The following is a 25,701-nucleotide window of genomic DNA, read 5'->3' as shown; positions in this document are numbered from 1 at the left end:
GTCGACGCGGCGACCGCCTCGTCAAGGGGTAGCCGCTGCCTCCCGTTCGGGGGAGCGCCCCCGCCCCGCAGGCCGATGCGCGTACTTCAGCCCCGGGGCGAGGGTGGTCGTCGGACAGCCTTAGCGGACGGCGACGACCACATGGCTGTGGCCGAACTGCCATACCGTGCCGATCTGAGTGAATCCGGCCTCGCGCAGCAGGGTGATGTGGCCGGAAAGCGTCAGGTCGTTGCCCTCGCAGTGCGGATGCCGGTCCGGCCCGCACCCCGCGAGCCGAGGTGCCAGCTCGGGGTCGGCGGCCGCCTCAGACCACCACGACTCCCAGTCCTCGGTCGTGTCCAGGTGCCGCTCGGAGTGGCGCTCTCCGACGTGGAGGGCCAGTTCGGCGATGCGCGGCGCGTCCGGGCCGGCGGGACGGATGTGGTCGCCGTTGACGAGGACCCCGCCGGGGCGCAGCCGTTCGGCGAGTTCCCGGTAGACCTGCCGCAGTGTGGACTCCCCGAGGTAGTGCAGGGCGGTCGCCGAGACCACCGCGTCCACCGGACGGTCCAGGGCGAGTGCGTCCAGCCAGCCGGGTTTCCCGATCACGGCCTCGGCGTAGCGCAGCGCCGGTCCGTAGTGGGAGCTCCCGAGCTCGAGGAGCAGGGGGTCGGCGTCGACGGCCAGCACCTCGGCGTCCGGGAGGCGGGCGGCCAGCCGGGAGGCCAGGGCTCCCGGGCCGCTGCCCAGGTCGAGGACCAGGGGAGCGGCCCGGCCGGCCGTCACCTGCTCCACGACGTCGGCGATGACCGTGAACCTCTCCTCGCGGTCGACGGCGTACCGCTGCTGCTGACTCTCCCAGCGCTCCACCCAGCGCGCTGCCGTCAGGGCCGTCATCGTGCTCATCTCCATAATGGAAATCATTGCAGATTGGCGAGTGTGGTGAGCAACCCTTCCACCTCTTCAGGTGTGTTGTGCACGTGCAGACTCACCCGTACCGAGGAGTCCCGGTCGCCGCCGCCCGCCTGGCAGTGGCCGTCGGAGCGGACCATGATGCCGTGGCTGAACAGGATGAACCCGAGGTCCTGCGCGCTGATCTCACGATGCCGGAAGGTGACGATGCTCCGGCGCCGCTGCACCTCGGAGGCGGTGGTCAGACTCGAGCGGCAGCCGAGGACCTCGTACGCGGGCAGTCGCTCGAGCCCGTCCGTCAGCAGGGAGGTCAGGGCCACGGTCCAGCGCTCGATCCGGTCGGTCCCGGCGGCGTCCAGCCAGTCCAGGGCCGCCACCAGGGAGGCGATGCCCACCGTGTTCGGCGTGCCGCTCCAGCCGCCGGGCCGGAAGGCGGGCCCCCGCCGTCCCCGCGCCCAGACCGCGCCGGTTCCGGGCAGGGCGAGGGCCTTGTGCCCGGAGAAGACCACGAAGTCCACGTCGAGCTCGGCCACGGAGACCGGGAGGTGGCCGATGCTCTGGGCGGCGTCCAGACAGATGGGGACGCCGGGCCCGACCACCCGCCGGACGCGGTGCACGTTCATGTCGGCCCCGTACACGTGGTGCACGTGCGTGGCGGCCACGAAACGGGTGCGCGGGCCGACCATCCCGGCGAGGGCCGCCGGATCGTAGTCCCCGGAGCCCGCCTGGCAGGGCAGTTCCCGCACCCGGATCCGGACCCCCTGGCGGGCCAGCAGCTCCCGCGCCTCCAGCCACGGCGACAGGTTCGCCTCGTGGTCGGCGAACGGGACGACGATCTCGTCGCCGTCCGCCAGCAGTTCGGGCAGCCACTCCCGTGCGACGGTGCGCAACCCGTCCGTGGCCCCGGTGGTGAAGTGCACCGAGGACCGGTCCGGCCACGGATCGCCGAGGAACTCCCTGACCCGGTCGCGTGCGCCCTCCACCAAGGCCGTCGTGGTGTTCGCCCAGGGGTACGAGCCCCGGCCCGCGTTGGCGTTCGAGGTGGTCAGGTAGGTGTGCACGGCGTCCAGGACGGCCCGCGGCTTCTGTGAGGTGGCCGCGCTGTCCAGGTAGGTCAGGTGGGGATGTCCGACGATGATCGGGAACTGGGCGCGCAGCCCGCGCTGCCACGAGGCCAGCTCCTCGATCTCCCCGGCGGGGTCCGCTGCCACGTCAGTCACGCACCAGAGGCGCTCCGGCGTCCCGCCAGGCCACGATGCCGCCCGCGAGACTGCGTACGTCCGGGTGGCCCATGCGCGTCAGCAGGGCCGCGTACCGGGCGGACTTCTCGCCGACCGGGCAGGTCAGCAGCACCGGCTGCCGTGTGCCGAAGGGCAGGCCGCCACGGACGAGTTCGTCGAAGAGCTCGTCGACGATGTTGATCGCGCCGTCGATGTGCAGCGCGGCGTACGCGAACGGGCCGCGCAGGTCGACCACCAGCGGACGCCGGTCCTCCATCCACTTCTGCGCCTCGGCGACCTCGATGACGGTGGCCGAACGCACCTCGGCCTCGGTCAGCGTGGTCACCGAGTTCTTGGCCGGAGGCCTGCCGAGCAGCTCCGGACGGCGCTGCCGCACGTAGCCGAGGTAGCTCTCCGCCCGGTCGCAGACGATGAACACGGCGGTCCTGCGCTCGCCGCCCGACGGGGTGTCCAGCGGCCGGAGATGGCGCACGGCCCCCAGGTACGCGGCCCCGCCGGTCGGACCGGCGAGCAGCCCGCAGTGGCGCATCAGCGTCAGCATCCCGTCGATGGCCTCGTCCGAGCTCACCGCCTCGATCGTGTCGTAGGCGGCGGGATCGAAGAGGCCGACCTCCTGCACCTCGTCGATGGTGCGGATGCCGGGGATGAAGTCGGACTTCTCCCCGACCAGACCGACGACCCGCACGTCCGGGTCGTGGGCGCGCAGGGCGCGGGCGACCCCGGTGGACGAACCGGCCGTGCCCACGCACGCCACGAACCAGTCCGGAGCCCGGCCGTCCAGATCGGCGATGATCTCCGGGCCGGTGCCCTGCGCGTGCGCCTCGGCGTTCAGGGGGTTGAAGTACTGGTCGGTGTGGAGAAGGGCGCCGTCCGGGCGGCTCAGCCGCTGGTGGAAGCGCGTCAGCGGGTCCTCGGTGTCGGTCGGGTCGAGGCATTCGCTCTGCCCGGGCAGTTCCTCGATCTCGGCGCCCAGCAGCAGGAGCAGTTCCTTGATCTCCGGTATGCGCATGCGGTTGGTGACGCTCTTGAACGGCAGTCCGTGCAGACCCGCGATGAGGGCCAGGGCCTTGGCGGTGTTCCCGCTGGACAGCTCGACGACCGTCGCCGCGCCGGCCTTCGCGTCGGCCAGCGCGGAGCGGGCCATGTGCCAGGCAGCCCGGTCCTTCAGCGAGCCGAAGGGGTTGAGCATCTCCAGCTTCGCGTACAGGTCGATGTGGAGCAGACCGTGTACCGCCGGGTCGATGCGGACCAGCGGCGTGTTGCCGATGGCCTCGGTGATGCTGTCGTACCTCATGTCCGCCGTCCCCCCGTGGCTGTGACCGGCCAGTACTGCTCGTCGAGGCACCAACTCCAGCTCCCGCTCCCCTCGTTGGCGCTCTCCTCCCGGACGGCGACCTTGCGGGCCACGGGCTGCTGCTGGGCCCGGGTCGCGGTGAAGTCCATGCAGTAGCCCGCGGTGTTGGCGAAGGCGAGGAGATCACCCGGTCGCGGCAGCCGGGGCAGGAACACCATCCGGCGGGTGATCAGGTCCGCCTCCAGGCAGAGGTTGCCCATGAGGTACACGCCCACCGGTCCGGTGGCGTGCCCAGGGGTGCCGTCGCGGTCGTCGTGGTCGTCGCGGGGGAGGAGGACGGGGTCCATGAGGACGCCGTGGTCCTCCAGGCCCACGTCGCCCGCGTTCAGGGCGAGCCGTACGAGGTGCTCCCCGGCCCCGCCGGCCCGGACCTCCTGCACCCTCCCGAGCGTGAGCCCGCACTGGTCCGCCAAGGCCCGGCCGGGTTCGGCGTACAGGTCGTACATGCTCTCCAGCAGCAGCGTGCCGAACGGGCGGCCGAGGCCCGGCGCGGGACGGGACAGCAGCTCGTCGAGGTAGGCGGCGCCGGCGACGGGGCGATGGGCCGGATAGAGGCCCAGGGATCCCCTGAGGGTGCCGTTCTCGGCGCGCAGGCCGTAGCCGTGGCCGCCCCAGGTGAGCGGCGGGCGCCGGCCCATCACGGCGTGCGTGAGCTCGGTGGTGTAGCGGTCCCACTGCGCGGCGTGCGCCAGGTAGTTGACGCCGAAGCCGCCGCCCACGTCGATGACGCCCGGCCGGAACCCCCGTATCTGGAGCTCCTCCATCGCCCGCAGACACCCTTCGAGCGCCGTCGCCTTCTCGTCCAGGCTCGTGGTGTCGAGGTGGTAGCCCACCCCGATCGGCTCCAGCGCGTCCTGGTGGCGTTCGAGTACGTCGAGCAGGTCGTTCAGCGACTTCACCGCGGTGCCGAAGCGGCTGCGGCGGGACAGGACTCTGGTGCCGGAGGTCTCGAACTCGGACAGCCGCAGGATCACGCGCAGGCGGGGCAGGCCGAACGCGCCGACGATCCGGGCCGCGTCCTCCAGCTCGGCCGCCCCGTCCGCGTTGACGACGGCCCCGCAGCGCGCGGCGAGCCAGAGCGCCTCGGGGTCCTTGGGGCCGGTCACCACGATCCGGTCCCCGGTGAATCCCGAGGCGAGCGCGTGCCTCAACTCGCCGAGCGAGGCGGCGTCGAGGGCGGCGTCGGTCGTGCTGAGGTGCCGGACCAGGGCGCTGGAGCGGTTGGCCTTGTGCGCGAAGCAGACCCGGCCGCCGAGGTGGTGCCGGCGCAGGACGGTGCGGAATCGCGCCACGTTCTCCGCGAACTGCTGCGGAAGTACGAGGTTCAGGGGTGATCCGAGCCCGTCCACGAGTGCATGCAGGAAGGAGGCCGCATCCAGCAAGGACGTCAGCCGCGGTGCCAGCCGCGGTTCCAGGTACAGAGGTGCGTTGCTCATCCCAGCTGTTCCTCCCCGACGAGGAATACGTACCGGTTTCGGCAAACGGTCATACGACCGTAACCCGATCGGGCCTCTTTGGGTCCGGCCCGGCGGGGGAGGGACTGCTTCGTGACGCCCGACGGCCGAATCGGGACGGTCGGGGCGGCCGGGAGCCGGGACGGACGCCGGGCCCGTGGACGCTGGGGGTCCCCCCGGACGGAATCTGGGGGAGGGCCGGCCACGGGAGCGACGTCGTCGTGCTGCCCGGGCCCTACTTGCCGACGTAGGGGAGCAGGGCCATCTCGCGGGCGTTCTTGATCGCGGCGGCGAGCCGTCGCTGCTGCTGAGCCGTGACGCGGGTGACGCGGCGGCTGCGGATCTTGCCACGGTCGGAGATGAACTTCCGCAGCAGATCGGTGTCCTTGTAGTCGATGTAGGTGATCTTCGCCGCGTCCAGCGGGTTGGGGCGGGAGGAGACGGGCTTGCGCGGGGTGACGCGTCGGGCCATGGGGAGTCCTTGGAGTGAGGTGTCGTACGGGTCTTACGAGACGGGGTCGAGCAGGGCGTCGAAGGCGGCGGGGAGGCGTTTCCACCCCTCGCGCCCGGCGGTGAACTCGGCGTCGGTCAGCAGGCAGGAGTCGAGCAGCCGCTCCAGCCCGTCGCGGTCGAGGCCGGGCGAGGTGAACACCAGGTGCTGGCAGCAGTCGCCGTGTTCGGGGTGCCAGCCCAGCGCGGCGGCCGCCCGGCGCACCGGCGGCACCATCTCCCAGGCGGCGTCCGGGAGCGAGGCCAGCCAGGGGCCGCCGTTCTCCACGCAGAGCGCGCCGCCCGCGGCGTCCCAGGCGAGCAGGGTGTCGGGGCGGTCGGCGAGCCAGAACCGGCCGCGGCTGCGGGCGGCCGCGCAGGCCAGGTCCTCCAGCGCCTCGTACAACCGCTCCGGGTGGAACGGCCGGTGGCGGTGCCAGACGAGGGTGGCGACCCCGGCTTCGTCGGCCTCCTGCGGAAGCAGCGCACAGGCCGGGTGCTGCGCGGCGGCAGCGGCCTCGGTGTCGAATCCGGCGAAGGCGAGCCGCGCCAGATCAGGGGAACCGGTCTCCACCCGGCGAGCGGTCGGGTGGAGCTGCTCCAGCAGGGCCCGGTCCTCCTCGTCCGCTTCGGGGCTGTCCAGGAGGGCGAGCACGGGTGCGTACTCGAGCTGCCGGGCCCAGGTGTCGCCGACCGTCCGCCGGTCGGAGGCCGCCGCCGCGAGCCCCGCCTCCGCGAGGTCGTCCCCGTTGGACAGGTACGGCAGGACGAGGGCCGGGTCGACGGCGGTGATCACATTGGCGAGTTCCAAGCGCTCGCCGCCGTGCGCTTCGACGACCTCGGCCATCGCCCGGGGCTCGACGGAGTCCCACAACTCGACGACCGCGAGCCGGGTCAGCCCGCCGTCGGCGAGCCGCCACAGTTCGGGGACCAGGTCCTCGCGCAAGGCGCAGCAGGCGCAGTCGTTGACGAGCGGCGCCTCACCGGACCCGAGTGTTCCGGAGGCGTCGCGCACGGTGCGCCGGACGGTTCCGCCGGCCGCCGTGGAGAGGTCGTGGTGCAGGGCCACGCTGCCGGGGACGGTGGCGAGCAGCCGTTCCACGGTGGTGCGGCGGGCGTCGGAGTGCAGCCCGCCGACGATGACGACGGGCAGGCGCACGCCGTGCTCCCGGCCGTGGGCGGGGTGGATTCCGGGCTTCATGGCGGTGTCCTTCTGCGGGGTGGGGTGGGTTCAGCGCTCTTCGCGGAAGTCGACGTGCCGGCGGACCACCGGGTCGAACTTGCGCAGCACCATGCGGTCCGGGTCGTTCCGCCGGTTCTTGCGCGTGACGTAGGTGTAGCCGGTGCCCGCGGTGGTGCGGAGCTTGACGATCGGGCGTACTTCGTTGCGTGCCATGCCGCTACTATACGGGAATGGAAATCATTTCCAATAACCTTCGATGACTCTTCCGCTCCAGAGAGAGGCAGGTAACACCGTGTCCGCCCACTGCCAGCTGACCGGCGCCCAGCCGGGCTTCGGCAACACCATCTCCCACTCGCACCGGCGCACATCGCGCCGCTTCGACCCCAACATCCAGCGCAAGCGCTACTGGCTGCCGAGCGAAGGCCGGTACGTCCGTCTCACCCTCAGCGCGAAGGCGATCAAGACCGTCGACGTGATCGGCGTCGAGGCGGCCGTGGCCCGGATCCGGGCCCGAGGGGTGAAGGTCTGATGGCGAAGAAGAGCAAGATCGCGCAGAACGAGAAGCGCAAGGCGATCGTCGAGCGCCATGCCGCCCGGCGAGCCGAGCTGAAAGCGCTCGTACGCCGGCCCTCCTCGACGGAGGCCGAGCGCCGCGCCGCGCTGACCGAGCTGCGCGGGCAGCCCCGCGATGCCAGCGCGACCCGGGTGCGCAACCGTGACGGCGTGGACGGCCGCCCGCGCGGCCACCTGCGGAAGTTCGGGCTCTCCCGGGTCCGGATGCGCGAGCAGGCGCACGCCGGATTCCTCCCCGGAGTCACCAAGTCGTCCTGGTAGTACCCCCGCGCCGCCTCTTACCGGTCCGCGGTTCAGCCGAGCCGGACGGTGATCGTCTGGGTGGCTCCGGCCTGCCCCGTGAGGTCCGTGAAGGTGAGGGTGAGCGCGGAGCCGGTGGTGGCCGAGGCGACCGTGGCCGGCTTGGAGAGCACGGACGCCACCGGGCGGTTCCATGTCACGGTGAGGCCGGTCTGCATCCGCATCGGGTCGCTGACGCAGAGGGTGGCCGTGCCGTCGCCGTGCTCCCGTACGAGCACGCAGGCGGGCTTGTCGGCGCTGAGCGTGCCGACGGTCCCGGCGAACCAGAAGTTGACGGCGGTGACGCCGAGCGAGGCGACCCTGACGCCCTGCTGGTCGTTGTCGTTGGCCAGGACCGTCAGCCAGCCGGTGTCGGCGGCCCGGGCGGCGGTGGCGGCCGTCCCGGCGCCCGGCATCAGGATGTAGGAGCAGGCGGCATCCACGGGGTCGACGCCGTGGTCGAACCAGAGCGTCAGGTACCGGCGGGTGATCGGGTCCGTGGTGCCGCCGGTGTTGATGTCGTGCCAGGAACCGGTCCGGGCCTCGCGCCGCGCCTTGACCGTGGCCCCGCCGGGGAACACGTACCCGCCGTGCCCCGCGATCTGTGCCCAGCCGGCACCGGTGAGGGACGCCGACCAGCCAAGGGCGGTGGACTGCGCGGCTCCGTTCACCGTGAGGCCCTGGGTGCCGGTGGCCCCGAGGTTGCGGTTGTCGACCACGGTCTCGACCGTGGTTCCGTCGGCGCTCCGGACGGCGCCCGCCAGACAGACGACCGAGTCGGCCAGACAGAACCAGGACTTCTTGGCGTACAGCGTGCCGGCCAGCCCGCGGACGAACTGGCCTATCGCGGCGTACTCCCCGTCCGTGGCGCCGCCGACCCAGTTGACGTCCGGCCTCGGCAGCCCCCAGGCACCGCCCTCGGCATCGGCGAGCACCTTGCGGGAGACGGTGATCCCCGGCAGCCGGTACGGGTCCACGGTCGGCCAGAAGGCGTCGGTGTACTGGCCGTTGGCGTACGTGTCCCCCCACCACTGGAGCATGCCGGCCCCGGCGTGCCAGCCGCGGAGGTTCTCCCCGTTGCCCGTCTCGTAGAAGCCCATCCGCTTCGAGGCCATGCTGATCGAAGCGGCCCAGCCGGGCCGGCGGTGGACGGCCCGGTCCATGCTGGGGAAGAGCCGGTGTCCCGTGGGCTCGCCGAGGGCGGTGACAGCGTTGTCGTCCTGTACGGCCTTGAGCCTGGCCAGCGCCGCGACGCTCAGGTCGGTGTCGGCGAGCACGGGGCTGTAGTAGTCCCGCTGCATCCAGCCCTTCACCAGCCCGCGCCAGCGCTGGTTCTCCGCGCTGCTCGCGGCACCGCCCAGCAGGGCGATGGAGGCGAGGACGCCGTGGCCACGGCCGTGGTCGCCGCCCTGAAAACCGTAGGAAGTGATCCGCGGGTTGCCCCGGCTGGTGGCGCGCCCGGACACCGCGTCCATCATCAGGCCGTTGTACAGGAACGGCGCGTAGGACTTCTCCACCGAGTCGAGGACGAGCTGCCGCTTGGGCTCGGTGACCGCCCAGGTCGAGCCGCTGAGCAAGGAGAAGAGACCGGCCAGGCCGCCGAGCAGCACCGCACCGTAGGAGCCGGTGTAGGAGAGGTAGGTGTGCTGGACGAAGGAGCCGTCGGGGTAGAAGCCGTCCCCGCTGGTGACGAGGGGGAACACGGGGGAGAGGGCGTCGCGGGCCAGCGCCACCTTGGCGGCGTTCTTGCCGAGGATGCCGCGCAGGGCCAGCGAGCGGCACAGGTCCACCCGGTTCGCGCCCGTGCTGGTGCCGGTGTACTGGGCCACCGAGGAGTCCGGGACGAAGCGGTCGACGGCAGCGAGGTGGTTGGCGAGCTGGGCGGCGGAGAGCTGGTCGTGGAGGATCACGCTGATGTCCAGCAGGATCTGCGGGGAACCGATCTGGAAGTCCCACCAGTTGCCGAACTGGCTCTTCGCCGGGTTGTAGACCTGCTGGTAGAGGTGGTCGAGACCGGTCTTGATCTCGGCGGCGAGCGCGGCGCCGCCGGTCAGACCCGTGCCGGGCTGGGCGTAGGCCTGGGCCATGGTGGCCAGCCGGGCGTAACTGCCGGTGATCGAGCTGGAGATGGTCAGGGGCAGGTCCGGCCAGAGCGACCCGCTGACGGCCGCCATGGTCGAGCGGTGTTCGGCGGCCTGCGTGCCCAGCAGTGCCAGCTTCCCCGCGAACGGCTCGGCCGCCGGGTCGAATCCGCTGCCCAGCACCATCCCGCGCCACCTGAGACGCAGGGTGTCGTACTCGTCGCCCGCGGCGGATGCGGTGCCGGTCGGGGCCAGGGCGCCGACCGAGGACATCCCGGCCAGCAGGGCGGCGTTGCCGGAGAGGTGGAGGAAGGAACGGCGGGACCATGGGCTGGACATGGAGCCTCCAGAACTGGGGCGCGGCCGGCTCGCCGGACGGCGGGGCGCGCCGTGCGCGCGTGTGCGCGCAGCAGGAGACGACCGCTCGGCGGTGAGGCGGTGACACGCGTGGAAGCGGGGTGGGAGGGGGCGCCCGCTGACCGGTTTGTAGCACGTGCGCGAAATAACGTTCAAGAGGTGCGTAAAGATCGATCGTTCAAACGATCAGATCAATTCAGATCACTTCGGATCGATCGCTCCAGACGCTCACACTCGGATGTCCACGACGGTGTTGTTGCGCCGGGCGCGTTCGGCGGCCAGCACGGTCAGGTGACTGATGAGGGACTCGTACGGGCCGGATTTCACCAGGCCGGGATCCCCGGTGGCGACGGCGGAGACGAAAGCGTCCATCAGGCCCGCGTCGCCGCCTCCGTGACCACCGGCGGCGTCCATCGCCCCTTCGGAGCCGAGCCCGATGGCCTCCTCGGTGCGGGACAGGAAGTCGTAGACCCGCAACTGCCTGCCGTCGCCCCGCAGTTCCCCGCGCGTGCCGAAGATCCGGGTCTGGCGGTCCGCGTGCTCGGTGAAGGCGGTCATGGTGAAGGTGGCCGTGGCCCCGGAGGCGAACTCCATGGCGACCACCTGGTGGTCGACCACGTCGTTGTCGCAGGCGTACACGCAGCGCCCGTACGGGCCTTCACGCAGCGCGGTCTCCAGGGCGTGCGGGGTGAACTCGTCGATCACCACGCTCAGCGGCCAGCCGTGACGGCCCGCGGCGAGCCGGTCGCCGTAGTCGCGCGTGGCGGAGTACGGGCAGGTGCTCTCCACCGCGCAGTCCAGACACCGGTCGGCGGCGCCAGCGGGCCTGCCCTCGGGCCGGAAGTGGGAGAGGCGGCCGAAGCTGGAGACGCGTACGGGCGGCCGGCCGAGCACGTACTGCAGCCAGTCCAGGTCGTGGCAGGACTTCGCCATCAGCATGGAGGTGGCCTCGTCCTCGCGGCGCCAGTTGCCGCGCACGAAGGAGTGGGCCTGGTGCCAGAACCCGACCGGTTCCAGGTGCTGGACGCTGACGACGTCTCCGATCCGGCCGGAGTCGAGGACGCGTTTGAGCGCCTGCGTGTAGGGGGTGTACCGCAGGACGTGGCCGACGGAGAGGATCACCCCGGCCTCCTCCACCGCGGCCACGATGCGCCGGCACTCCTCCTCGGTCAGCGCCATCGGCTTCTCGAGCATGATGTGGTAGCCGAGCGCGGCGAACGCCAGCACCGGCTCCAGGTGTTCACGGTCCAGCGTGCAGATCAGCACCGCGTCCGCGACGCGGCCACGGGCGGCCAGCACCCGCCAGTCGTCCACCGCCGCCCCGGCATCCAGACCGTGAGCGGCCGCGAACCGGTCCCGGCGCAGCGTGCGCGGCTCGGCCACCGCGACGACCGTGGCCCGCTCCGGATGGGCGAGGGCCCAGCCCGCGTGACCGGTTCCGCGGTCCCCGGCACCGACGACGGCAAGAGTGACTCCGGAGGGCATGCGTCCCGCTTTCCCTGCCTAGGCGACGTCTGGGGCGCGAGGCTAGCGATCCCCGATCACCGGGACAAGACGCCCCCGGCCCACTGCGCCGTGATGCGCGCAGGCCCACGACAGCAGCCGGTGACCTGACACGGCGATCTGACGCCGGTTCAACTGGCGTTCACGCCCCGCTTGCCGGGCCTCCCTAACCTCCCTGTGTCCTGCACGCAGAGTGGAAGGGAAACCCGGTGTCCTTCACCGTTTCTGTCCGTACGGCCGTCCTGCCCGCCGCCGCGTTGGCCGCCCTGGCCATACCGGCCGCGCCCGCGCAGGCGGCCTCCGTCTCCGTCACCGCGAGCGTGGAGACCGCGCCGGTCTCGCACAGCGGGGACGCCGCCGACGATCCGGCGATCTGGGTCCACCCGACGGACCCCGCCAAATCCGTGGTCGTCGCCACGGACAAGAAGGGCGCACTGGAGGTCTACGATCTGTCCGGCACCCGGATCCAGCGGATCAGCGGCGACTACGGCAACAACGTCGACCTGCGCGGCAACATCGTCGTCTCCGCGGACGACGAGGCCGCCGGCGGCAACGGCGCGATGCACATCTACCGCATCGACCCCGTGACCCGGCAGCTCAAGTGGCTGAAGGACGTGCCCACCGAGGTCACCGCCCACGGCATCTGCCTCTACACCTCCCCGGCCTCCGGGAAGCTGTACGCCTTCCCCAACTCCACCTCGGGCCGCGTCGAGCAGTGGGAGCTGGCCGTCAGCGGCGACTCCGTGACCGCGACCTCCGTGCGCCTGTGGGACGCGGGCTCCGCCGTCGAGGGCTGCTACGCGGACGAGACCACCGGCAAGCTGTACCTCGGCGAGGAGGACGTCGGCGTCTGGGTGTACGGGGCCGAACCCACCGCCGGCACCGCGCGCACCAAGCTCGACTCGACCGGCTCCGGCGGCCACATCACCGCCGACGCCGAGGGCATCACCGCCGCCGGCAACCGGATCTACGTCTCCTCCCAGGGCAGCAACGACTTCACCGTCTACGACCGCACCACCCGCGCCTACCTCGGCCGCTTCTCCGTCGCGAACGGCACCGCGGCCGACGACTGCGAGGACACCGACGGCATCGACGCCACGGCGGCCAACCTCGGCCCGGCCTTCCCGCAGGGCGTGTTCATCTGCCAGGACGGCTCCAACGGAGCCCCGGGCAGCAGCGGGAACCAGAACTTCAAGTTCGTCCCGCTCCAGCGCATCACCGGACTCTTCGCCTGATCACCGGCGTCACCCCGGTATGTGACGGATGATCAGATCTGATCTCCGCAAGGGGGAGTGAGCGTGAACAGGGGGCGCGCGGTGGTGCAAATGATCTCGACCTGATCACAAGCCGCGCGAACCCTGGCCGTTCCTTTAGGTGTGCCTTACCTAAGTTGTAGGGTGACGCCGACAGGTCGGTGATGGGGAGGCATGTGGTGTCCTTAGGTGACGTCCGTCTGGTGGCGGACGCTCTCGACGTCGGGCACGCGGGTCGCCCGGTGCTCAAACAGGTGGATCTGTCGCTGCGGGCCGGCGCGATCACCGTATTGGTCGGTCCCAACGGCTGTGGCAAATCCACCCTGTTGCGGACCGTGGCCGGCCTCCTCCCGCCCATTGGCGGCGAGGTGCGCATCGACGGCGTACCGCTTCGTCAGCTGGCCCGTCGCGCGCTGTCCCAGCGTCTGGCGTTCCTTCCCCAGACCTCCCACGCCCCGGCCGGGGTGACCGTACGTGAGCTCGTACGCCACGGCCGGTACGCCCATCGGGGCGCGCTCGCCCGGCACACCGGCGAGGACACCGAATCCATCGAGTGGGCGCTCGAGGTCACCGACGCGGCTCCGCTCGTGGACCGCCGGCTCGACGAACTGTCCGGCGGCGAGCGCCAACGGGCGTGGCTGGCCATGGTGCTGGCGCAGCGGGCGGGTGTCCTGCTGCTGGACGAGCCCACCACCTACCTCGACATGCGCCACCAGTTCGAGGTGCTCGACGTCGTGCGCCGGCTGGCCGGCGAGCACGGCATCGCCTGCGGCGTGGTGCTGCACGACCTGATGCAGGCGGCGGCGTACGCCGACGAGGTGGTCGTCGTCGCCGACGGCGCCGTCGCGGCCTCCGGGGCACCGGACGAGGTACTGACCCCGGACGTCATCCACGACGCGTTCGGCCTGCAGGTCACCGTCGTCCGCGATCCGCACAGCGGATACCTCGCCTGCTTCCCCCGGCGCTCCGACGCGGCCGCAGAGTCCGCCGCCACTTCCTGAACCAGAACCACCCCGCACACAAGGAGAGTTCGCCATGCAGAGGATTCTGCGCGCCCTCGCTACGACCGGAACCGCCGCGGCACTCGCGCTGTCCGCCGTCGGCTGCGGTTCCGGAACGGCCGGGGACGCGGCGGGCGGCAAGCCCGCCGCCGACAAGCCGGCCGCGGACAAGGGCGCGACCGGCAAGATCACCGTGGACACCGCGCAGGGCCAGGTCACCCTGGACAAGCCCGCCGCGAAGGTGGTGACGCTGGAGTGGACGTACACCGAGGAACTGGTGGCCCTCGGCATCACCCCGGTGGGCAACGCCGACAACAAGGGCTACGGCACCTGGATCACGGCGAAGGGTGCGGGCCTCGCGGAAGGCACCACGGACGTCGGCAGCCGCAACGAGCCGAGCCTGGAGAAGATCCGGGCCCTGCAGCCGGACCTCATCGTGATCGACGACGACCGGTCGAAGGCCAACCTCAAGGCACTCCAGGGCATCGCCCCGGTCGTGTCGTTCAAGTACACCACCAAGCCCCAACTCGAGACGATGAAGAAGAACTTCACCGAGCTCGCGAAGGCGGTGGGCAAGCAGGACAAGGCGGCCGAGGTCAACCGGCAGATCGAGACCAAGGCCGCCGACCTCAAGGGGCGGCTGGACAAGGCGGGCAAGGGCGGGCTGAAGTACGCCGTCGCACAGGGCTTCACCGCCAACGGCACCGCGTCGATCCGGATGCTCACCGATGACGCCATCGCCCCCCAGGTGCTGAACCTCGCGGGGCTGAAGAACGGCTGGAAGGGCGAACCCGACGCCTGGGGCATGACCACGGTCGGCGTCGAGGGCCTGACCAAGACCGAGCAGGACGCGACCTTCCTCTACGTCGCCAGCGTGAAGGACAACCCGTTCACCGGCGACCTCGCCTCCAACGCGGTGTGGAAGGGGCTGGAGTTCGTGAAGAACGACCGCGTCATCCCGCTCGACCCCGGCACCTGGCTCTTCGGCGGCCCGCTCTCGGCGCTGCACATCCTCGACGAGACCGGCAAGGCCCTGAAGGTCTGATGACGCTCTCCGCCCGTCTGCCCGCCCGCCTGTCCGCCCGTCTGCCCGCCCGCCTGTCCGGCCGTTTATCCGGCCGACTGTCCGGCCCCGGCCGGCTGTCCGGCCGCCGCCCGCGAGCCCTGCTCGTGGGCGGCGCCCTCTCCCTCGTCCTGTGCCTGGTCACCGTGGTCCACCTCGGCCTCGGGGCCTCCGGCGTGGACATCGGCGACTTCGCGGCGCTGCTCGCCGGCCACGGCGACCCGCACACCCGCGACATCCTGGTCGGCAGCCGACTGCCGCGCACGCTGACCGGTCTGGTCGTCGGCGTCGCGCTCGGCGTCTCCGGAGTCCTCGTACAGGGCGCGACCCGCAACCCGCTGGCCGCTCCCGACACCCTGGGTGTCAACGCCGGTGCCTACTTCGCCGTGGTGCTGGTGGCGTTCACCGGCGTGAGCCTGGGCCCGCTGCCCGCCGGGGGCGCGGCCTTCGTCGGCGGCATCCTCGCCATCGCCCTGGTCTACCTGCTCAGCAGCAGGGGCGTACTCACACCCGGCCGGGTCCTGCTCGCCGGGGCGACCGTCGCCCTCGCCGGCACGGCGGCCGCCGAGTTCCTGCAGATGCTCGACCTCCAGGCCACCCGCGGGCTGTTCTTCTGGGGCAACGGCACCCTGATGCAGTCCGGGCTGGAACGCCCCCTGACGCTCGGCGGGGTCGTCGCCCTGGGCGCGCTGGCCGCGCCGCTGCTGGCGCGCCCGCTGGATCTGCTGGCACTGGGCGACGAGACGGCCGAGGCGATGGGTGTCCGCGTGGAGCGGATCCGTCCCGCCGCCTTCCTGATCGCCGTCCTGCTGTCCGCCTCGGCGGTGTCGCTGGCCGGCCCGATCGGCTTCGTCGGTCTCATCGCACCCGTCATGGTGCGGCAGTTGGGGATCCGCAAGCACGCGCTGCTCATCCCGATGTCGGCGGTGCTGGCCGCCACGGTGCTGCTGGCGGCGGACGCCGCCGCCCAGCTGGCCGTGCCGCCGTCCGCCGTCTACACCTCGGAGATCCCGGTCGGCGTGGTGACCGCGCTGATCGGCGGCCCGGTCTTCATGCTGCTCGCCCGCCGGGTGAGCACGGGCGACGCCGACACGGGCGCGGCGGTCACGGTCTCGGACGGCCGCCGGACTCCCGCGTACGCGCTGGCGATCGGGGGCGGGCTCCTCGCACTGGCCGTCGCCATGGTGCTGTCCCTGCGGGTCGGCGACGTGCACATCGGCTGGAGCCAGCTCGGCGCGGCGCTCTTCGGCTCCGCCGAGCAGATCACCGAGGCGGTGGTGTCGTACCGGCTGCCGCGGATCCTGGTGGCCGCCCTGGCCGGTGCCTGCCTGGCCGTGGCGGGCGCCGCCGTGCAGGCGGTCGTCCGCAACCCCCTCGCGGAACCGGGGCTGGTCGGGGTGACCGGCGGTGCGTCCCTCGGCGCCGTCCTGGTCATCCTCGTCGTGCCCGCGGCGCCGCTCGCCGCCCTCCCGGCCGCCGCGGGCATCGGGGGCGTGCTGATGCTCGCCCTCGTGGTCTTCGTGGCCCGGGGGAGCAAGGAGAGCGGCCGCGCGGGCCTGGATCCGACCCGGGTGGTGCTGGTCGGCCTCGGCGCCGCCGCCACGTCCATGGCCCTGGTCAACATCATGGTGGTCGGCGCGCAGATGAACATCTCGGCGGCGCTGAGCTGGCTCGCCGGAAGTACGTACGCCCGCGACTTCACCGCGCTCGGCTGGCTCACCCTGCCGGCGCTCATCGCGATGGTGCTGGTGATCGCGGCGAGGCCGGTGAACCTGATGGCCCTGGGCGACGAACTGCCGCGCGCCCTGGGCCTGGACCTGGGCCGGGCCCGGCTGCTCGTACTGGGCGCGGGCGCCGTGCTGGCGTCCGGTACGGCCGCGGCGGTGGGCGCGGTCGGCTTCGTCGGACTGGTCGCCCCGCACCTGGCCCGGCGCATCGTCGGCAACAGCACGGCGCGGATGGTGCCCATGGCCGCGGTGCTGGGCGCGGTCCTGGTGGTCTCCTCGGACGCCCTGGGCCGCTGGCTGCTCGCCCCGACCGAGATTCCGGTGGGCATCGTCACGGCCCTGGTCGGGGCCCCGTACCTGGTGTGGCTGCTGCGCCGGACTCAGGAGGTCTGAGCGACCGAGGACCGGCGGCGCTTCGCGGCGCCGCCGCCGACGGTCCGCGCCTCGGCCCTGAGCGTGCGGGCGGCGAACACGCCCAGCAGGCAGACGAGGGCCGAGGCCAGGCAGACGGCGGTGAAGCCATCAGAGAAGGCCGACCGGGCCAGGGGCCGCAGGGCGGGTTCGAGGAGCTCGAACCGCCCGGTCTCCACAGCCGTCCGGGCCGGTACGAGGCCGTCCGGCCCGGGATTCGGCCCCGCGTGCAGACTCGCCTCCAGCCCGGCCTCCACCCGGCCGGAGAACAGCGCCCCGAACACGGCCACACCGGCCGCGGTGCCGAGCGGGAAGCAGGCGTTGGTCAGCCCGGAGGCCATCCCGGCCCGCTCGGCGGGCACCGCGCTCACCGCCACACCCATCAACGGCGGGAAGATCACGGCGCCCCCCGCGCCGAGGAGCACGAGTCCGCCGACGGTGGCGGCCTGCCCGGCGTGCACCCCCGCGGCGGCGGCGAGTGCGAGGAGGCCCAGCCCCTGGAGGGCGAAACCGGCGGCGACCAGGACGTCAGGAGTGAAGACCCTCTGCAGCCGCGAGACGAACAGGCCCACCACGAGCAGACTGCCCGTCAGCGGCAGCAGGTACAGGCCGACTTCGAGCGCCGAGAACGCGTGAGCGCTCTGCAGCCAGAGCGTGGTGAAGGCGAGGACGCCCAGGCTCGACATCCGGGCGAGGAACCCCAGGACGGCGGCGCCGGAGAAGGCGCGCACCCGCAGGAGCGCCATGTCGATCAGGCCGCCGCCCCGCCGCTGGCCGGCCACCAGGGCCACGCCGAGCAGGACGCCCAGGACCGCGGAGCCGAGTACCTCCGGCGCCGTCCAGCCGGCCTCCGGGCCGGTGACCAGCGGATAGTGCAGGGCCAGAAGGGTGCCCACGCCGAGTGCCGCGCCCAGGAGATCGATGCGCCGGTGCGTTTCGGCCGGGGCGGCGGATTCCGGCATGCGGGCCAGCGCACCGGCCACGACCAGGACACCGATCGGCACGTTGACGAGGAAGATCCACCGCCAGCCGAGCCCCTGGACGAACAGGCCGCCGACCACCGGCCCCAGTGCTCCCGCGGCGGAGGCGATGGCCGCGAAGGCCGCTATCGCCGCCTGGCGGCGGGCGCCCTCGTACGCGGCGGCCAGCAGGGCGAGCGTGGGCGCGAACACCATGGCGCCGCCGATGCCCTGGGCCGCCCGGGCGGCGATGAGGGTGCCGGCGTCGGGGGCCAGTCCGCATCCGGCGGAGGCGAGGGTGAACAGCGCCATCCCGGCGGTGAACACCGCTCGCCTCCCGATGCGGTCGGAGAGCGCCCCCGCGGTGAGCAGCAGCGCGCCGAAGGCCAGCGAGTACGCGGACACGGTCCACTGCACCCGGCCGAGCCCGGCATCCAAGTCTCGGGCGATGTCCGAGAGGGCGACATTGACCACGGTCACGTCCAGGGTCATCACCACGCCACCCGCACTGACCAGGGCAAAGGTCCATCGGGGAGTGCGACGGCAGGAAGGCACCACTGATCACCTCGAACGGGAATCCGGGAAGAATGATGGTTTGGTTAGCCTAACCTAAGGCGATTGTTGATGGTGTGTCATGTCGACCCTATGGCTGGAAGCCGACCTTGTCGGTTAGGTGAGCCTTACCTAATCTGACCACTGCCTGGGCCGGTTTGCCCAGGTGAGCCGATCCAGCGACCACGGAGCCGTTTGATGTCCATCCCCCCCGAACATCCCGTCCCCACCCTCCCCGAAGTGGCCCCCGCGGCCTGGCGGGAGGCCAACCGCCGGCTTCTCGCCAAGGCGTTGGGCGAGTGGTGTTTCGAGGACATGCTCAAGGCGGCGGAAACCGGAGAAGGCAACTACCGCGTCGATCTCGACAGCGGTACGACCTACGCTTTCAACGCGGAGCCCGGCGCCTTCGGATGGCTGCGGGTCGACCCGCGGTCGATCACCCGCACCGCCACCAGCATGCTCGGCAACGCGGTGGCCGAACCCGCCTGGGACGCCCAGCAGTTCCTCCTCGAAGCGGCCTCGACCCTCGGCAGCGACGCGTCGACGATCGCCACCTACTTCACCGAGCTGTCCGCCACGCTCGCCGTCGACGCGGCACGCATCACGCACGGCGGCGAGACGGTGGCCGAGCTCCGCACCCTCGGCCACACGGAGCTCGAGTGCCGGATGACGGGTCACAACCTGCTCGTCGCCAACAAGGGCCGCATCGGCTTCTCGGCCACCGACGTGCGCAACTACGCCCCCGAGTCGGCCCAGTCGCTCCGGCTCCAGTGGGTGGCCGTGCACCGCGGCCTCGCCGAATTCCGCGGCACCTCGGAACTGTCCGAACAGGACATCCTGGCCCGGGAGCTGGACGAGTCGACCCGGAACCGCTTCACGCAGGTACTGGAAGCGGCCGGAGTCGACCCGCAGGGCTACGTGTGGATGCCCGTGCACCCCTGGCAGTGGGACCACGCCGTCCAGATCCTGCACGCGGCCGACGTGGCGCAGCGCCGCATCATCCCGCTGGGCGACAGCCCGGACGCGTACCTGCCCGGGCAGTCCATCCGCACGATGGCCAACGTCACGGTCCCCGACCGCCACGACGTCAAACTGCCGCTGAAGATCCTCAACACCCTCGTCTGGCGCGGCATCCCGCCGCACTGCACGATGGGCGCGCCCGTCGTCACCCAGTGGCTGCGCGGACTGGTGGAGCGCGACGCGTTCCTGACCGAGGAGTGCCGGACGGTGTTCCTCGGCGAGGTCGCCTCCGTCACCGTGCGCCACCCCTACCTCTCCAAGCTGGAGGACGCGCCCTACCAGCACCTCGAGGCCCTGGGCTGCATCTGGCGGGACTCCGTCACCGCCCGCAAGGACCCCGGCGAGCGGGTCCGCACCTTCGCCTCGCTGCTCCACGTCGACCACACCGGCGACGCGTTCGTGGCCGAACTCGTTCGCGCTTCCGGCCTCGACCCGCAGGAATGGCTGCGGCGGCTCTTCGACACCCTGCTCGTCCCGTTGATGCACGTGCTCTACCGCTACGGGGTCACCTTCAACCCGCACGGACAGAACACCCTGATCGGCTACGACGAGAACGACGTACCGACCCGCCTGTACCTGAAGGACTTCGTCGACGACGTGTGCGTGTCCTTCACCGACGTGCCCGAGCGCGGCCCGGAGCCGGACGGCCACGACCACGTCCTGCCCCGCAAGCACCCCTCGATCATCCGTCAGCACGTGGTCGACCAGGTCTTCGTCGGCCACTTCCGCTACCTGGCCCCGCTGTGCGCCGAACAGCTCGGCGTACCGGAGAAGACGTTCTGGCGCATGGTCCGCCGGACCATCCTCGACTTCCAGCAGCGCTTCCCCGAACTGTCCGAACGGTTCGCCGAGTACGACCTGCTCACCCCCCAGATCCCCCGGTACGGCCTGAACCGCGACCGGATAGTCGTCACCCGGTACGGCGACCGCGCCCTGCGCCACGCGCTGTATCCGAACGGCACTCACCCCAACCCGCTGGCAGAAGCCTGAGGAGGCCAGGGCGTGATACCGCTCACCGAGGCACCACTGTTCCCGCCGTCCCTGCTGGCGGGCTCCCGCGAGGGACTCACCGAGGTCTACGCCGCCCTGGGCGAGGCGATCGACGCCGCGCTGAACGCCCGCCGCCCGGCGGGACCGTTACCGGTCGGCGCCCCCTCCGCCGTCCTCGCGTCGGCCGCCCAGGCACTGGGACCGGCCCTGCTCCCCGCGGAGGGGCTCGGCGCCAAGGCCGCGCTCCAGCTCCTCGCCAGCCTCCTGGTCGAACACGGCATCGACCTGTCCCACCCCCGGGCCGCCGCCCACCTCCAGCCGCCACCGCTGGCGGTCGCCGTCGCCGCGGACACCCTCGCGAGCATGACCAACGCCTCGCTGGACACATACGATTCCGGCCCCTCGGCCATCGCCGTCGAACGCTGGCTCATCGGCGTACTGACCCGCCTGGCGGGACTGGGGGAGCGCGCCGACGGCGTTCTCACCCCCGGCGGCTCGCTGTCCAATCTGCTCGGCCTGCTGCTGGCCAGGGACGCCGCGGCCCTGCGCCTCGGGGTCGACGCCCGCCAGGACGGGGTGGCCGCCCTGCCCGGACCGGTCGTCTTCTGCTCGGAACTCGCCCACTTCTCGGTGCAACGGGCCTGCGCCGCCCTCGGACTCGGCGAGTCGGCCGTCCACCTCGTGCCCACCGACGAGCGGTGGCGGATGCGGCCGGAGGCCCTGACCGCAGCCCTGGACGGGCTCGGCCCCGGCCGGACCCCGCTCGCCGTCGTCGCCACCGCAGGGACCACGGACTTCGGCTCCATCGACCCGCTCCCGCAGATCGCCGAGATCGCCGCCGGTCACGGCATCTGGATGCACGTGGACGCCGCGTACGGATTCGGCGCCCTGTTCTCCGAGCGGCTGGCCGGCCGGCTCGCCGGACTGGAACTGGCCGACTCCGTCACCCTCGACCTGCACAAGATCGGCTGGCAGCCCGCCGCCACGAGTGTGCTGCTGGTGTCCGACACGACCGCCTTCACCGCCCTCGACCGGGAGGTCGCCTACCTCAACCCGGCCGACGACTCCGAAGCCGGCTACGACGGCCTGCTCGGCCGCAGCCTGCAGACCACCCGGCGCCCCGACGCAGTGAAGGCCGCCGCCACCCTGCTGACGTACGGCCGCAGCGGGATGGGCCGCATGGTCGATGCCTGCCACGGCCTGGCCCGGCACGCCGAGCGCCGCATCCTCGCCGAACCGGAGCTCGAACTCGTCTCGCCGGCCGCCCTGACCACCGTGGTGTTCCGTTACCGGGGCGCCGATCCGAGCGCCGCCGACGAGCTCAATGGCGCCCTGCGCAGGCGGCTCCTGGAATCAGGCGCCGCCCTCATCGGACGTACGGAGGTCCGCACCGCCGGAGCCGGTTCCCCGGCCCGGGTGTGCCTGAAGTTCACCCTGCTCAACCCGACCGCCACACCGGAAGACATCGACGGCCTCGTGGACATCGTCCTCGACGCCGGCCGCACCTGTGAACGACTCGTAGAGGAGAGCGCCGCATGAGCACCACCGCCGCGGCTTCCACCCCGACCCCCACCCCGGCCCCTGCCCAGGACCAGGCCGCCGGCGCCGACCCGCTGCACGCCCTCGACGCCCGGGGCTCCGCCGAACACGCCCACATCGAGGCGCTGTTGCGCTGCTGGCTGCTCGAGACCGGCACGCCCGTCGCGCCCGGCCCGCTGCGGATCGAACTCCCCACCGCCGGGCTGGCACTCGTCACCGAGGTGACCCACCGCTCGCCGACCGGCCTGCACCGGTTCGCCCCCGCCCGCCTGGAGGGACCCGGCGGTCCGCTCGGCGCGAGCGCCGACCCCGTGACCGCCGTCGCGCTGCTCTCCACCGAGGCCGCCGTACGCGGCGGCAGCCGCCCCGGCGGCGTTCCGGCGGGCGAGGTCGCCGACCTGGTGGAGCGCACCGCCGAGTCCGTACGCCGCGTCGCCTCCTTCATCTCCGACCGCCGCACCCACCCGGCGGCGCCGCCCGAGGTGGACGGCTTCCTCGACGCCGAACAAGCCCTGATACTGGGCCACTTGAACCATCCCGCGCCCAAGAGCCGGGACGGCATCTCGGACAACGACGCGGCCGCCTTCTCACCCGAACTGCGCGGCTCCTTCCGGCTGCACTGGTTCGCCGCCGACGAGTCGGTGGTCTCGCACGACGCCGTGGACAAGGCCCCGTCCCTCGCCGGACAGGACACCGTCGCCCTCCTCGCCGAACTCGCCGGACGCCGACTGCACGACGGCCGGGTCCTGGTTCCCGCGCACCCCTGGCAGGCCCGCGACCTGCTCCACCGCCCGCGCATCGCCGCCCTGATCGACTCCGGCGCCCTCGAACCGCTCGGCGAGCTGGGCCCCGAGTGGTGGCCGACCTCCAGCGTGCGCACCGTGTACCGGCCGGACGCCGACGTGATGCTGAAGCTCTCGCTCGGCCTGCGGCTGACCAACTCCCGCCGCGAATCCACCCGTACGGAGCTGCGCCGCGGCCTGGAGATCAACCGGCTCCTCGACGCCGGGTACGCGGACTCCACCTTCGGGGCCCACCCCGGCTTCGCCATCACCCGCGACCCCGCCTGGCTCGCGGTGGACGAACCGGGGCGCCCGGAAGGCCCGGAGGTCACCGGCCTCGACGTCGCCGTACGCGAAGTCCCGCAGGGCATCGCCGATCTGCGCTGCCTGGTGGGCCTGGTGGCGCCGCGCCCCGGCCTCGGCCGCAGTGCGCTCGGGGACCTGGTGGCGGGCCTCGGCGCCGGAGCCGCCGAGCAGTGGACGGCCGACTACACCGACAAGGTGCTCGTCCCGATGCTGCACCTGTACGCCGCCACCGGCATCGGCCTGGAGGCCCACCAGCAGAACACCCTGGTCCGGCTGGACGAGCGGGGCCGGGTCACCGGCGGCACCTTCCGCGACAACCAGGGCTACTACCTGGCCGCTTCGCACCTCCCCGGTCTGCTCGGGCGGCTCGGCGCCGGCTCCTCCACGCTGGCCGTCGTCGCCGACACCCTCGTCGACGACCGGCTCTCGTACTACCTGCTGCGCAACCAGGCCCTGTCGGTCATCGGCCGGCTCGCCGTCGACGGCCTCGCGGACGAGCGCGACCTGCTCGCCGTACTCGCCGGCCGGCTGCGCGCCGCCCTGCCCGCCCTCGCCGCCGCCGGCCCCGACGGAGACCGGCTCGCCCGCCGCTGGCTGGAGGCCGACACCCTGCCCTGCAAGGGCAACCTGCTCACCCGGCTGCACGGGATCGACGAAGTCCTCGCCCCCCTCGACGCCCAGTCCGTCTACCTCGACGCCCCCAACCCCCTCCAGGAGGCCGCGGCATGAGCCCGGTGCAGCGGTTACACCACGACGGAACCCGGCTCGCCGCCACCGTCCCCGGCCCCCCGCTCCCGCAGCTGGGCGGACCCTGGTCGGCACGTGTCGCCCGGGCCGAGGGGGCCGACCTGGACCTTGTGCACGGCTGGATGCAGTCCCCGCACATCGACGCCTTCTGGCACCAGGCATGGCCGCGCGAGCGCTGGGCCGAGGAGATCTCCGGACACCTCGCCGGGGACGCCATCCTGCCCGTCCTGATCGGGCTCGACGGCCGGCCGTTCGCGTACATCGAGGTCTACCGGGTGCTGCGCGACCGCCTCGCCGGCCAGTACCCGCACCTGCCCCACGACCTCGGCCTGCACATCGCCATCGGCGAGGAGAGCCGCACCGGCAAGGGCCTGGGCCGGACCCTGCTGCGCGCGCTCGCCGAGGGCCTGCTGGCCGCCGACCCCGCGTGCACCCGGGTGGCCGCCGAGCCGGACGTGAACAACGCGCCCTCCCTCACGGCGTTCGCCGCCGCCGGATTCCGGCACGTCGGGGAGGTCGTCTTCCCGGACAAGACCGCCGCCCTGCTCATCCACCCGCGCCGCGAGGAGGACCTCCCCCGATGAGCGGACTCGACAGCGAACGCGTCAGCGAACTCGTGAGCGAGCACGACGTGGTGGCCGTCGGCTGCGGTCCCTTCAACCTCGGACTCGCCGCACTCGCCTCGACCGTGGACGGCCTCGACCTCGTCGTACTGGAGGAGCAGCCCGAACTCACCTGGCACCGCGGGATGATGTTCGGCGACGCCTCGATGCAGGTGAACTTCCTCGCCGACCTCGTCACCCTCGTCGCACCCGGTCATCCCCTGTCGTTCCTCACCTACCTCCACGACATGGACCGGCTCTACACCTTCACCGTGCGCGAGAACTTCTTCCCCTCCCGCCGCGAGTACGAGGACTACCTGCGCTGGGCGGCCGCGAAACTCCCCTCGGTGCACTTCTCGCACCGCGTCGAGGAGGTCCACTGGGACGCCGCGCGCGATCGCTTCACCGTGCACGCCGTACGCGGCGACGGCACGCCCCTGCGGATGCACGCCCGCAACCTCGTCCTGGGCATCGGCACGGCGCCGTACGTACCCGACGCCCTCGCCGGACTGCCCCCGTCGACGCTGCTGCACACCGCCGACTACCTCTACCGGGCGTCCGACGTGGACGGGGCCGCGAAGGTCACCGTGATCGGTTCGGGCCAGTCCGGGGCCGAGGTCACGGCGGACCTGCTGGGCCGGAACGTCGAGTTCGGGCCCGCGGTGAGCTGGCTGACCCGCACCGCGTCGTTCGCCCCGCTCGACTACACCAAGATGGTGCTGGAGATGACCACTCCGGCGTACATGCAGTACTTCCACTCCCTGCCCGAGGAGGTACGCGACCGGCTGACCCGCGAGCAGTGGCAGTTCTACAAGGGGATCTCCACCGACACCCTCGAGGAGATCCACGAACTGCTCTACCGCCGCCAGCTGGAGCACGGACTGGCCGAGGTGGAACTGCGGTTCGGCGTCACGGTGGAGTCCGCCGCCACGGACGCCGCGGGGCGGGCGGTGCTGACCTGCCGGCACCGCGACACCGGTCAGACCTTCGAGCACACCACCGACCTGGTGGTGGCCGCGACCGGCTACCGCAACCGCCCGCCCGCGTTCCTCGAACCCATCGAGGACCTGCTGCTGCGGGACGGCCGAGGCCGTCACCGGGTGCGCCTTGACCACTCCGTCGAACTCGTGGAAGGGATCACCGGCCGCGTGTTCGTGGCCAACGCCGAGACCCACAGCCACGGCGTCTCCTCGCCCAACCTGGACATCGGGGCGGTGCGCAACGCCACGATCCTGAACGCGATCACCGGCCGCGAGGCCTACCGGCTGCCCAAACGGAGTGCGTTCACGAGCTTCGCAGCGCCGCGCCGGACCTCGTAGCCCCGACCGGCCCCGCCATGCGTAC

The 25,701-nt window shown here is 72.2% G+C and carries 21 protein-coding genes; 11 read left to right on the top strand and 10 right to left on the bottom strand.

The window, feature by feature from the left end:
- Positions 1–120: 120 nt before the first annotated feature.
- The 7 genes from OHA89_RS05200 to rpmG form a co-directional block, all read right to left on the bottom strand.
- Positions 121–885 carry a class I SAM-dependent methyltransferase gene (locus OHA89_RS05200; RefSeq protein ID WP_406365416.1) on the bottom strand — a complete coding sequence of 255 codons (765 nt, stop codon included), beginning with the start codon at positions 883–885 and terminating at the stop codon, positions 121–123.
- Positions 886–899: 14 nt separating this feature from the next.
- Complete coding sequence (locus tag OHA89_RS05195; protein WP_266615281.1) at positions 900–2,102, bottom strand: aminotransferase class V-fold PLP-dependent enzyme; 1,203 nt, start codon at positions 2,100–2,102, stop codon at positions 900–902.
- Between the two features lies 1 nt (position 2,103).
- A complete protein-coding gene (locus OHA89_RS05190) occupies positions 2,104–3,426 on the bottom strand; it encodes a pyridoxal-phosphate dependent enzyme (protein WP_406365415.1) in 1,323 nt (440 codons plus the stop codon).
- Complete coding sequence (locus OHA89_RS05185; protein WP_266613181.1) at positions 3,423–4,922, bottom strand: Y4yA family PLP-dependent enzyme; 1,500 nt, start codon at positions 4,920–4,922, stop codon at positions 3,423–3,425. Before OHA89_RS05185 ends, OHA89_RS05190 begins: the two co-directional genes overlap by 4 nt.
- Positions 4,923–5,175: 253 nt before the next feature.
- A complete protein-coding gene (gene rpsR, locus OHA89_RS05180; protein WP_215148932.1) occupies positions 5,176–5,412 on the bottom strand; it encodes a 30S ribosomal protein S18 in 237 nt (78 codons plus the stop codon).
- 33 nt (positions 5,413–5,445) lie between these two features.
- The gene (locus tag OHA89_RS05175) at positions 5,446–6,630 is read right to left on the bottom strand and encodes a GTP-binding protein (protein ID WP_266613178.1); all 1,185 of its coding nucleotides are present in this window, start codon (positions 6,628–6,630) and stop codon (positions 5,446–5,448) included.
- Positions 6,631–6,660: 30 nt separating this feature from the next.
- Complete coding sequence (rpmG, locus tag OHA89_RS05170; protein WP_266613177.1) at positions 6,661–6,825, bottom strand: 50S ribosomal protein L33; 165 nt, start codon at positions 6,823–6,825, stop codon at positions 6,661–6,663.
- A 79-nt stretch (positions 6,826–6,904) separates the two neighbouring features.
- Here rpmG and rpmB point away from each other — a divergent pair, with 79 nt between their 5' ends.
- Together rpmB and rpsN are read left to right on the top strand one after the other, a co-directional pair.
- Entirely contained in the window at positions 6,905–7,141 is a 237-nt protein-coding gene (rpmB, locus tag OHA89_RS05165) for a 50S ribosomal protein L28 (RefSeq protein ID WP_266613176.1), read from the top strand.
- Positions 7,141–7,446 carry a 30S ribosomal protein S14 gene (gene rpsN / locus OHA89_RS05160; RefSeq protein WP_215148926.1) on the top strand — a complete coding sequence of 102 codons (306 nt, stop codon included), beginning with the start codon at positions 7,141–7,143 and terminating at the stop codon, positions 7,444–7,446. The genes rpmB and rpsN overlap by 1 nt, the downstream gene beginning before the upstream one ends.
- Before the next feature lie 32 nt (positions 7,447–7,478).
- Here rpsN and OHA89_RS05155 read toward each other — a convergent pair whose 3' ends face one another.
- On the bottom strand, positions 7,479–9,884 hold the full coding sequence (locus OHA89_RS05155) for a polysaccharide lyase 8 family protein (RefSeq protein ID WP_266613175.1): 2,406 nt from the start codon (positions 9,882–9,884) through the stop codon (positions 7,479–7,481).
- A gap of 246 nt (positions 9,885–10,130) precedes the next feature.
- The gene (locus OHA89_RS05150) at positions 10,131–11,387 is read right to left on the bottom strand and encodes a Gfo/Idh/MocA family protein (protein ID WP_406365414.1); all 1,257 of its coding nucleotides are present in this window, start codon (positions 11,385–11,387) and stop codon (positions 10,131–10,133) included.
- A 227-nt stretch (positions 11,388–11,614) separates the two neighbouring features.
- Here OHA89_RS05150 and OHA89_RS05145 point away from each other — a divergent pair, with 227 nt between their 5' ends.
- The 4 genes from OHA89_RS05145 to OHA89_RS05130 all read left to right on the top strand — a co-directional run bounded on the left by OHA89_RS05145 (position 11,615) and on the right by OHA89_RS05130 (position 16,842).
- Complete coding sequence (locus OHA89_RS05145) at positions 11,615–12,640, top strand: phytase (RefSeq protein ID WP_266613173.1); 1,026 nt, start codon at positions 11,615–11,617, stop codon at positions 12,638–12,640.
- 197 nt (positions 12,641–12,837) lie between these two features.
- Positions 12,838–13,659: an ABC transporter ATP-binding protein gene (locus tag OHA89_RS05140; protein WP_266613171.1), complete on the top strand. Its 822-nt coding sequence runs from the start codon at positions 12,838–12,840 to the stop codon at positions 13,657–13,659.
- Between the two features lie 34 nt (positions 13,660–13,693).
- A complete protein-coding gene (locus tag OHA89_RS05135) occupies positions 13,694–14,704 on the top strand; it encodes an ABC transporter substrate-binding protein (RefSeq protein ID WP_266613169.1) in 1,011 nt (336 codons plus the stop codon).
- Entirely contained in the window at positions 14,704–16,842 is a 2,139-nt protein-coding gene (locus tag OHA89_RS05130) for an iron ABC transporter permease (RefSeq protein ID WP_266613167.1), read from the top strand. Before OHA89_RS05135 ends, OHA89_RS05130 begins: the two co-directional genes overlap by 1 nt.
- On the opposite strand, the gene OHA89_RS05125 is transcribed toward OHA89_RS05130, so the two are convergent.
- Entirely contained in the window at positions 16,830–18,314 is a 1,485-nt protein-coding gene (locus OHA89_RS05125; RefSeq protein ID WP_406368395.1) for an MFS transporter, read from the bottom strand. The genes OHA89_RS05130 and OHA89_RS05125 overlap by 13 nt on opposite strands.
- A gap of 255 nt (positions 18,315–18,569) precedes the next feature.
- Here OHA89_RS05125 and OHA89_RS05120 point away from each other — a divergent pair, with 255 nt between their 5' ends.
- The 5 genes from OHA89_RS05120 to OHA89_RS05100 are packed head-to-tail and all read left to right on the top strand — an operon-like array spanning position 18,570 to position 25,676.
- Complete coding sequence (locus OHA89_RS05120; RefSeq protein WP_406365412.1) at positions 18,570–20,381, top strand: IucA/IucC family protein; 1,812 nt, start codon at positions 18,570–18,572, stop codon at positions 20,379–20,381.
- 12 nt (positions 20,382–20,393) lie between these two features.
- On the top strand, positions 20,394–21,920 hold the full coding sequence (locus OHA89_RS05115) for a pyridoxal phosphate-dependent decarboxylase family protein (protein WP_406365410.1): 1,527 nt from the start codon (positions 20,394–20,396) through the stop codon (positions 21,918–21,920).
- Positions 21,917–23,737 carry an IucA/IucC family protein gene (locus OHA89_RS05110; protein WP_406365409.1) on the top strand — a complete coding sequence of 607 codons (1,821 nt, stop codon included), beginning with the start codon at positions 21,917–21,919 and terminating at the stop codon, positions 23,735–23,737. Before OHA89_RS05115 ends, OHA89_RS05110 begins: the two co-directional genes overlap by 4 nt.
- Entirely contained in the window at positions 23,734–24,339 is a 606-nt protein-coding gene (locus OHA89_RS05105) for a GNAT family N-acetyltransferase (RefSeq protein WP_266613159.1), read from the top strand. The genes OHA89_RS05110 and OHA89_RS05105 overlap by 4 nt, the downstream gene beginning before the upstream one ends.
- Positions 24,336–25,676, top strand: coding sequence for a lysine N(6)-hydroxylase/L-ornithine N(5)-oxygenase family protein (locus tag OHA89_RS05100; protein WP_266613157.1), 1,341 nt, complete (start codon positions 24,336–24,338; stop codon positions 25,674–25,676). The genes OHA89_RS05105 and OHA89_RS05100 overlap by 4 nt, the downstream gene beginning before the upstream one ends.
- Positions 25,677–25,701: the final 25 nt, after the last annotated feature.

This window comes from Streptomyces sp. NBC_01546 (assembly GCF_045208355.1).
In the GTDB taxonomy this organism is placed as follows: domain Bacteria; phylum Actinomycetota; class Actinomycetes; order Streptomycetales; family Streptomycetaceae; genus Streptomyces.
The sequence above is the reverse complement of the archived record's forward strand: the minus strand, read 5'-3'. Positions and strand labels throughout refer to the sequence as shown.

Coding starts and splice junctions, on each gene's coding strand:
- OHA89_RS05120 (WP_406365412.1), top strand. CDS start 18,570: ATGTCCATCCCCCCCGAACATCCCGTCCCCACCCTCCCCGAAGTGGCC.
- OHA89_RS05150 (WP_406365414.1), bottom strand. CDS start 11,387: ATGCCCTCCGGAGTCACTCTTGCCGTCGTCGGTGCCGGGGACCGCGGA.
- OHA89_RS05105 (WP_266613159.1), top strand. CDS start 23,734: ATGAGCCCGGTGCAGCGGTTACACCACGACGGAACCCGGCTCGCCGCC.
- rpsN (WP_215148926.1), top strand. CDS start 7,141: ATGGCGAAGAAGAGCAAGATCGCGCAGAACGAGAAGCGCAAGGCGATC.
- OHA89_RS05130 (WP_266613167.1), top strand. CDS start 14,704: ATGACGCTCTCCGCCCGTCTGCCCGCCCGCCTGTCCGCCCGTCTGCCC.
- OHA89_RS05190 (WP_406365415.1), bottom strand. CDS start 3,426: ATGAGGTACGACAGCATCACCGAGGCCATCGGCAACACGCCGCTGGTC.
- rpsR (WP_215148932.1), bottom strand. CDS start 5,412: ATGGCCCGACGCGTCACCCCGCGCAAGCCCGTCTCCTCCCGCCCCAAC.
- OHA89_RS05135 (WP_266613169.1), top strand. CDS start 13,694: ATGCAGAGGATTCTGCGCGCCCTCGCTACGACCGGAACCGCCGCGGCA.
- OHA89_RS05200 (WP_406365416.1), bottom strand. CDS start 885: ATGAGCACGATGACGGCCCTGACGGCAGCGCGCTGGGTGGAGCGCTGG.
- OHA89_RS05110 (WP_406365409.1), top strand. CDS start 21,917: ATGAGCACCACCGCCGCGGCTTCCACCCCGACCCCCACCCCGGCCCCT.
- OHA89_RS05185 (WP_266613181.1), bottom strand. CDS start 4,922: ATGAGCAACGCACCTCTGTACCTGGAACCGCGGCTGGCACCGCGGCTG.
- rpmG (WP_266613177.1), bottom strand. CDS start 6,825: ATGGCACGCAACGAAGTACGCCCGATCGTCAAGCTCCGCACCACCGCG.
- OHA89_RS05175 (WP_266613178.1), bottom strand. CDS start 6,630: ATGAAGCCCGGAATCCACCCCGCCCACGGCCGGGAGCACGGCGTGCGC.
- OHA89_RS05155 (WP_266613175.1), bottom strand. CDS start 9,884: ATGTCCAGCCCATGGTCCCGCCGTTCCTTCCTCCACCTCTCCGGCAAC.
- OHA89_RS05100 (WP_266613157.1), top strand. CDS start 24,336: ATGAGCGGACTCGACAGCGAACGCGTCAGCGAACTCGTGAGCGAGCAC.